Source organism: Streptomyces sp. M2CJ-2 (assembly GCF_016757295.1).
Classification (GTDB): Bacteria; Actinomycetota; Actinomycetes; order Streptomycetales; family Streptomycetaceae; genus Streptomyces.
This window is the reverse complement of record NZ_JAESIF010000034.1, coordinates 68,593-74,952: the sequence shown is the minus strand read 5'-3', so window position 1 is coordinate 74,952 and position 6,360 is coordinate 68,593. Positions and strand designations below refer to the sequence as shown.

Sequence of the window (6,360 nt, the reverse complement as noted above, 5' to 3'; positions counted from 1 at the left end):
GGCTCCTCATGCCATTCTCGCAGGCCAGCCCGCGAATCCGCCGACCACGTGTGCCTACCTACTGATGAAGTCGGGTACTTCGGCGAGGAGCCGCACCAGCAACTCGACGACGATCTGCGCCGCTTCAAGCAGATCGCGGAGACCGGCGAGGTCGTCCGCTCCGAGGGGGCACCCGGCGGCAAGCGGGCCCGCGGGGAGTTCCCGCAGCACCCGGCCCGGCCGCTGACCGAAAGCGAACTGAAGGAGGCCCTGGGATGAAGGCGAACTGCTGGACGGGACGCAACTCGGTCGAGGTGCAGGACGTCCCCGAACCGTCGATCCTGAACAGCCGCGACGCCATCGTGAAAATCACTTCGACGGCGATCTGCGGCTCCGACCTCCATCTGCTCGACGGCTACGTCCCCACCATGGAAAAGGGCGACATCATGGGCCACGAGTTCATGGGGGAGGTCGTCGAGGTCGGCCCCGGCATCAGCGATGACAAGCTGCGCGTCGGCGACCGGGTCGTCGTGCCCTTCCCGATCGCCTGCGGCGCCTGCGGGGCGTGCCGCGCGGAGCTGTACTCGTGCTGCGAGAACAGCAACCCCAACGCCGGCATATCGGAGAAGTTCTTCGGTCACCCCACCGCCGGCATCTACGGCTACTCACACCTCACCGGTGGCTTCGCCGGCGGTCAGGCCGAGTACGCCCGGGTGGTGCTCGCCGACGCCAACGCCCTCAGGATCGAGTCGGACCTCAGCGACGAGCAGGTGCTGTTCCTGTCCGACATCCTGCCGACCGGGTACATGGGCGCCGAGATGTGCGACATCCAGGAAGGCGATGTCGTAGCCGTCTGGGGCGCCGGGCCGGTCGGCCAGTTCGCAATGGACAGTGCCCGGGTCCTGGGCGCGGAGAAGGTCATCGCGATCGACAAGGAGAACTACCGGCTCGACATGGCCGCCGCCCAGGGGTACACGACCATCGACTTCGAAGACACCGACGTGCGGTCGGCACTGCTGGAACTGACCGGCGGCCGGGGCCCCGACAAGTGCATCGACGCGGTCGGCCTGGAGGCCACACACGGTGCCTCCCACGTGCACCTCTACGACCGCGCCAAGCAGGCGGTCCACTCCGAGACCGACCGGCCGCACGCGCTGCGCCAGGCCATCATGTCCTGCCGCAGCGGCGGCGTGGTGTCGGTCATCGGCGTCTACGGCGGGCTGATCGACAAGTTCCCGGCGGGTGCCTGGATGAACAGGTCCCTGACCCTGCGCACCGGGCAGTGCCATGTGCAGAAGTACATGAAGCCGCTGCTGGGTCTGATCGAGCAGGGCAAGATCGACCCCACCCGGGTGATCACCCACCGGCTGCCCCTGAGCGAGGCACCGACCGGCTACGACCTGTTCAAGAACAAGAAGGACCGCTGCGAGAAGGTCGTCCTCACGCCGTGAGGGCCGCGCCGATGAACTCTGTCTTGCGCGGGCCTGGCTTCCGCTTCTGCTTCGGCTCGGCAGCGCCGACGGCGTGGTCGTCCGGTTCGGCGGCCGGACCCCCTCTTCTACGGGCCCCGGCCGCAAGCTGGTGAGCGCGCACGATCGTGAAGTCCACCGAGACGACCCCGTCCAGGTCTTCGTCGGCATCGGCCTGGGCCGTCAACGCGGTGAAAACCCGCTCCCACGTGCCGTCGATGGCCCACGTCCGCAGCCGGTTGTAGACGCCCCGTCAGTTGCCGTACTTCTCCGGCAGGTGGACCCGCTGTGTTCCGGTCCGGAACTTGAAGGCGGCCGCTGGCGTGACCACCTCCCTGTGATCACGCCAGCGGCCGCCGCGCTTGGGTGGCCGGTCCGGGAGTAACGGCTCGATCCGCGCCCACTGCGCGGCAGTCAACGACACACCCGGACCAACGACCGGCTGATCCAAACGAAACCGCCTACCTCGTGCAGGCGCGACCTGCGCATCGCGTAGCGCAGAATCCCGTGGTACGACGTTCTTGGCCGCCTCCTGGTGGCCGAGATGGTTGAGCATCCAGGAAGCGTCCGGGCCATGCGCTGCGCGATCTCCGTCGGCGCGTCCGGATCCGCCAGGAGAGCCACGACCGTAACGCCATGCGACGACACCCGCATGACCGGACCCTTCTCGTCGGCTGCCCCCGCGATCGCAAGTGCCCACAGGATGCCCCCGGGGTGGCGTCGGCGCCACGTGACACGCTGGCCCCCGCCGGCAGGTGCAGGCCGGTACGGACAGATCTCCTCACCCTCCCCAGTACAGGGGCGTGCTCCCACCGGGCCACGAACGAGTGCGCCACCGCCTACACCCGCTCCGCGCCACCGACCGCCCCGCTTCGGTGTCCGGCCCGCGACCGTTCGCCGACGTGGTCGTCACCGCGGCGTTCGGCCTCGTCAGCATTGATACCTTTCGGGTCACCTCCACGTGAGTCACGGCGCTGGTCGTCGACCATGAACGGTGGGACCGTGTGTGCGACGAGATCGCCCGGCAGCAGGCCGGCCTGTTCAACCTCGTCACCGTGGTCACCTCGTTCATCGGCATCACCTGCCTGTACGCCACACTGTTCGTGCTCGTCCATGTCACCACGGCGTTCCTGCTCACACCGGAGTCGTTGCGCCCGGTCGTCGGGCACCAGCCCGATGCTGGGTATTACCTCTCCCTCGCCCGGTTCATCACGTCCATGGGAACCGTCGGCGGTGCGCTGGGCGCCCGCTGGGAGGACGACCGTGTGGGGGGTCGGGCCGCCTACGGGGTCCGTCAGGGGGAGGGCCAGCGCCAGGACACGGACTGGCCCGCCACCGGCCGACGCCCCTCGGGGCCCGCGGTGCGGACCACGTTGCCCGTCTTTTCCCGATGCTCGTGCACGAGGCGGATCGCCATGGCACCCTCACCGGCCGCCGAGGCCACCCGTTTGACCGAGCCGCTCCTGACGTCGCCGGCGGCGAAGACGCCGGGAAGGGTGGTCTCCAGCAGCAACGGACCACGGCCGAGCGAGGCCCACCGGGTCGCGTCGGCCGCCGCCTGGGCGTCGGCGCCGGTGAGGACGAAGCCCTTCTCGTCCAGGGCCAGCACGCCCCTGAGCCATTCCGTGCGCGGCCGGGCCCCGATGAACACGAACAGCGCCGCGGCCCGCAGCTCCCGGCGCTCACTGCTTGCGTTGTCCTCCACGATCAGCGACTCCAGCTTCTCCTCCCCGGAGACGCCCCGGACTTCGGTGTGGAGCAGCACCTCGATCTTCGGGTGCCGTTCCACCTGGTCCACCAGGTAGCGCGACATGTCCGCGTTGAGGTCACCGCCCCGGACGAGGAGGTGGACCCTGGACGCGTGGTTCGCGAGGAACAGCGCCGCCTGCCCGGCGGAGTTCCCGCCGCCGACCACGGCGACCGGGTCCGCCTGGCAGAGACTGGCCTCGTGGACCGTCGCCGCGTAGTAGACGCTGATACCCTCCAAGCGGTCGATGCCGGGCACCTCGAGCCTGCGGTACCACACGCCCGAGGCGAGCACCACGGCGCCCGCCCGGGCCCGGGACCCGTCTGTGAAGGTGACTACGTACTCGTCGTCCTGCGGGGTGAGCCCGCTGACCTGGGCCGGCACCATGAGGCGGGCGCCGAACTTGTGGGCCTGGAGCACCGCGCGTTCGATGAGCTCGCCCCCGGAGATGCCCGACGGGAAGCCAAGGTAGTTCTCGATTCGAGACGAGGTACCGGCCTGGCCTCCGGTGGCCACGGCGTCGACGGTGACCGTGGTGAGGCCGTCGGAGGCACCGTACACGGCGGCGGCGAGTCCCGCGGGGCCCGCACCGACCACCATTACGTCGCACCGCCCGGCCTCCGGCGAGGGGGCGGGCAGCCCGATGAGCCGGGCGAGTTCGGCGTTGCTCGGATTGCGCAGCACCCGCTCGCCCTTCCAGAGGACTACCGGAGTCTCCTCGGGACGGATGGCGAACCGACGCAGCAGCGCCTCCGCCTCCTTGTCCTTCTCCAGATCCACCCAGCGGTGGGGCAGCCGGTTGCGGGCGGCGAACTCACGCAGCCGCAGCGTGTCCGGTGAATAACACGACCCCAGGATCCGGAAGCCGGCGCCGAGGCCGATGAGCAGATACCTGCGGCCCAGGTAAGCGCGGAGGATCAGATCGCCGAGGACGGGGTCGCGGCCGACCAGGGCGCGTTGCCGCTCCACCGGTACGGCCAGGATCTCGCCCGCCCCGCGCACCACAGCGGTGTCGAACGCCGCCTGGCCCTCCAGCAGCCCGAGTTCACCCAGGAACCTGCCGGGTCCGTGCACCGCCACCGTGCGCTCGTCGGGCCCGCCGTGGTCGTGGAGGATCTCGACGGTCCCGCTGAGGATCGCGAGGAACTCCCGGAACGGCTCGCCCTCGCGGTACAGCACCTCGCCCTCGGCGGTCCTGCGGCGCTCACCGTGCGCGGTCAGGTGCTGGAGCTGCTCCGGTGTCAGGCGCGGGAACGCCCCGTACCGGTCCGGTGTCTCGCGGACCGCACCATGCTTGTGCTCGGCCGTGCTCATCAGACCAGGACCTCGTGGACGTAGCACCAGCGCCAGTCCTCTCCCGGCTGGAAGGACTGCACGACGGGGTGACCGGCACTGCCCGCGTGCCGCCTGGCGTGCTTGAGGGGCGAGGAGTCGCAGCAGCCGACGTGTCCGCAGGTGAGGCAGAGCCGCAGGTGCACCCACGGGGAATGCTCCATGAGGCACTCCTCACAGCCCTCCGGGGTACGCGGCGTCACTGGGCGCACCATCGCCAGGTGCGGGTCGGGAATCGTGGCCATGAGGGTTCTCCTTCCGTGGATGGGACTACTCAGCCGCAGCCCGCGATGGTCTCCTCCACTCCCGTGTCGAACAGGGCCAGGGTCGGCATGGCCATGACCTGGAACCGCTGCGCGAGCGCCGGCGACCGGTCGATGTCGACCTTGAGCTCGTCGGCGAGCTGGTGTTTGGGGCACCGAGTTCAGCTCGGTCTTGGCCTTTTCCGCAGCCTCGGACTTTTCTTGCGCACCGTGGCGCACCCTCGTTCCTGGTCGGCGGTTCGGGTGCCGCCGAGCGGCTACGGCAGTACGAAGGCCAGCGAGTTCGGCAGACCGGATCTGAGGTGGTCCCACTCGCCTTCGCTGACGTGGCGTTCCAGAGCCTCCAGCACGGTGTGCACGACTCGTTCGATGCCGCCGTCGACCGCGTAGGGAAAGTCCTCCCGGACGCGCTGGAGGAATTCCTCGCCGCTCAGCTTCACTGGTGTCTCGGACGGCTTCCATCCGTCGCAGTAGACGCCGCGGATCAGGGTCGGAAGCTGCGCCCCGAAGTGCGCGGCCCCGTCGACGGAGAGCCGGTCCCGTAGCCGGTGCAGGACGGCGCGCAGTGCGGCGTACGACTGCTTCCGGCATTCCTTGGGCCATCCGTTGGCCTCCTCGATGTCCCTGAGGAGCCGGTTGGCTTTGTCCACCATGGTGTCGAAAGAGGAGAAACCCGTTTCGGTCATCTCATGGGCCCCTTTCGCTCCCGGAGGCCCGGCGGTGCCGGACAGTTATCCCACCCCGCCGGGCTCCTCGGCTCAACGACCACCGCTCTCGCTGCTCTCGGTGATCTGGATGTGACGGGGCTTGGCGACCTCCGTCTTGGGGACGGTGACCGTGAGCACACCGGCCGACATCTCCGCTGTGACCTTCTCGGCGTCCACCTCTCCGGGCAGCCGCAGCCGGTACTCGAAGGCACCGGTCCGGCGGGTGCCACGGCGCAGGACGCCCTTGCGCTCCTTTTCCTTGATCTCTCCGGTGACCACCAGTTCCTGTCCGTTGGCCTCGACGTCGATGTCCTTGCTCTCGACGCCAGGGAGTTCGATCTCGACCTCGAAGGCGTCGTCGGTCTCCGTGACGTCCGCGAGGGGGGCCCACGCGGCTGCGGGCGCGGCGCCGCCCACCGTGGATTCGAGCAATCCGCTCATCTGGTTGAGCAGTTCGTCGAATTCCATCAGCGGATTGCGGGCCCACCCGAGGGGCCGCTCCGTTGTTCCGCCACTGCGGTGGCTCCGGACGGGCAAGGTCATCGCCCATCACCTCCGTCTTTTCGTGGGTTCGCGGCAGTACCGCCTCTTCGCCCGGCGCGGCGGACTGGCCGGGCGAAGGTGCCTGTTTCCGTGGAGGCGGTCATGGTTCACACCTCGATCGCCGAGCCGACGGCGGTATGGCCGAGGTGTTCGTGGACGTGATGGACGGCCATCGCTCCCTCGCCGACCGCGGAGGCGACCCGCTTCGCGGAGCCGCGGCGGACGTCGCCCGCCGCGAAGACCCCGGGCAGTCCGGTCTCGAGGGACGTGCAGTTCCGTACTGCGGTTTCGTGGAGCTCCCGCGGTGGCCGGTCCATCGT

Annotated in this window: 10 protein-coding genes and 1 pseudogene; 2 read left to right on the top strand and 9 right to left on the bottom strand. The window is 69.4% G+C overall.

What is annotated here, in order from left to right:
- Positions 1-258, top strand: a pseudogene (locus JL475_RS23845) (hypothetical protein); the annotation flags it as partial.
- Entirely contained in the window at positions 255-1,430 is a 1,176-nt protein-coding gene (locus tag JL475_RS23840) for a zinc-dependent alcohol dehydrogenase (RefSeq protein ID WP_202279938.1), read from the top strand. The pseudogene JL475_RS23845 and the gene JL475_RS23840, both read left to right, overlap by 4 nt.
- Here the strand turns inward: JL475_RS23840 and JL475_RS23835 are convergent.
- The 9 genes from JL475_RS23835 to JL475_RS23800 form a co-directional block, all read right to left on the bottom strand.
- Entirely contained in the window at positions 1,420-1,635 is a 216-nt protein-coding gene (locus tag JL475_RS23835) for a hypothetical protein (protein ID WP_202279936.1), read from the bottom strand. The two genes, JL475_RS23840 and JL475_RS23835, sit on opposite strands and share 11 nt — an antisense overlap.
- A gap of 66 nt (positions 1,636-1,701) precedes the next feature.
- On the bottom strand, positions 1,702-2,004 hold the full coding sequence (locus JL475_RS23830; protein WP_202279934.1) for a transposase: 303 nt from the start codon (positions 2,002-2,004) through the stop codon (positions 1,702-1,704).
- A 283-nt stretch (positions 2,005-2,287) separates the two neighbouring features.
- On the bottom strand, positions 2,288-2,563 hold the full coding sequence (locus JL475_RS23825) for a hypothetical protein (RefSeq protein WP_202279932.1): 276 nt from the start codon (positions 2,561-2,563) through the stop codon (positions 2,288-2,290).
- Between the two features lie 179 nt (positions 2,564-2,742).
- Positions 2,743-4,509 carry a cyclic nucleotide-binding domain-containing thioredoxin-disulfide reductase gene (locus JL475_RS23820; protein WP_202279930.1) on the bottom strand — a complete coding sequence of 589 codons (1,767 nt, stop codon included), beginning with the start codon at positions 4,507-4,509 and terminating at the stop codon, positions 2,743-2,745.
- Positions 4,509-4,772: a UBP-type zinc finger domain-containing protein gene (locus JL475_RS23815; protein WP_109377547.1), complete on the bottom strand. Its 264-nt coding sequence runs from the start codon at positions 4,770-4,772 to the stop codon at positions 4,509-4,511. The genes JL475_RS23820 and JL475_RS23815 overlap by 1 nt, the downstream gene beginning before the upstream one ends.
- Positions 4,773-4,801: 29 nt before the next feature.
- Positions 4,802-4,906: a hypothetical protein gene (locus JL475_RS41735; protein WP_368860236.1), complete on the bottom strand. Its 105-nt coding sequence runs from the start codon at positions 4,904-4,906 to the stop codon at positions 4,802-4,804.
- A gap of 141 nt (positions 4,907-5,047) precedes the next feature.
- On the bottom strand, positions 5,048-5,476 hold the full coding sequence (locus JL475_RS23810) for a DUF2267 domain-containing protein (protein ID WP_202279928.1): 429 nt from the start codon (positions 5,474-5,476) through the stop codon (positions 5,048-5,050).
- Between the two features lie 72 nt (positions 5,477-5,548).
- Positions 5,549-6,040 carry an Hsp20/alpha crystallin family protein gene (locus JL475_RS23805; protein ID WP_202279926.1) on the bottom strand — a complete coding sequence of 164 codons (492 nt, stop codon included), beginning with the start codon at positions 6,038-6,040 and terminating at the stop codon, positions 5,549-5,551.
- A gap of 107 nt (positions 6,041-6,147) precedes the next feature.
- The gene (locus tag JL475_RS23800) at positions 6,148-6,357 is read right to left on the bottom strand and encodes an NAD(P)/FAD-dependent oxidoreductase (protein WP_202279950.1); all 210 of its coding nucleotides are present in this window, start codon (positions 6,355-6,357) and stop codon (positions 6,148-6,150) included.
- Positions 6,358-6,360: the final 3 nt, after the last annotated feature.

Bases quoted from the DNA above. Each gene is read 5' to 3' on its own strand.
- JL475_RS23840 (WP_202279938.1), top strand. From the start codon at position 255: ATGAAGGCGAACTGCTGGACGGGACGCAACTCGGTCGAGGTGCAGGAC.
- JL475_RS23830 (WP_202279934.1), bottom strand. From the start codon at position 2,004: ATGCTCAACCATCTCGGCCACCAGGAGGCGGCCAAGAACGTCGTACCA.
- JL475_RS23825 (WP_202279932.1), bottom strand. From the start codon at position 2,563: ATGGACGAGCACGAACAGTGTGGCGTACAGGCAGGTGATGCCGATGAA.
- JL475_RS23820 (WP_202279930.1), bottom strand. From the start codon at position 4,509: ATGAGCACGGCCGAGCACAAGCATGGTGCGGTCCGCGAGACACCGGAC.
- JL475_RS23815 (WP_109377547.1), bottom strand. From the start codon at position 4,772: ATGGCCACGATTCCCGACCCGCACCTGGCGATGGTGCGCCCAGTGACG.
- JL475_RS23810 (WP_202279928.1), bottom strand. From the start codon at position 5,476: ATGACCGAAACGGGTTTCTCCTCTTTCGACACCATGGTGGACAAAGCC.
- JL475_RS23805 (WP_202279926.1), bottom strand. From the start codon at position 6,040: ATGACCTTGCCCGTCCGGAGCCACCGCAGTGGCGGAACAACGGAGCGG.
- JL475_RS23800 (WP_202279950.1), bottom strand. From the start codon at position 6,357: ATGGACCGGCCACCGCGGGAGCTCCACGAAACCGCAGTACGGAACTGC.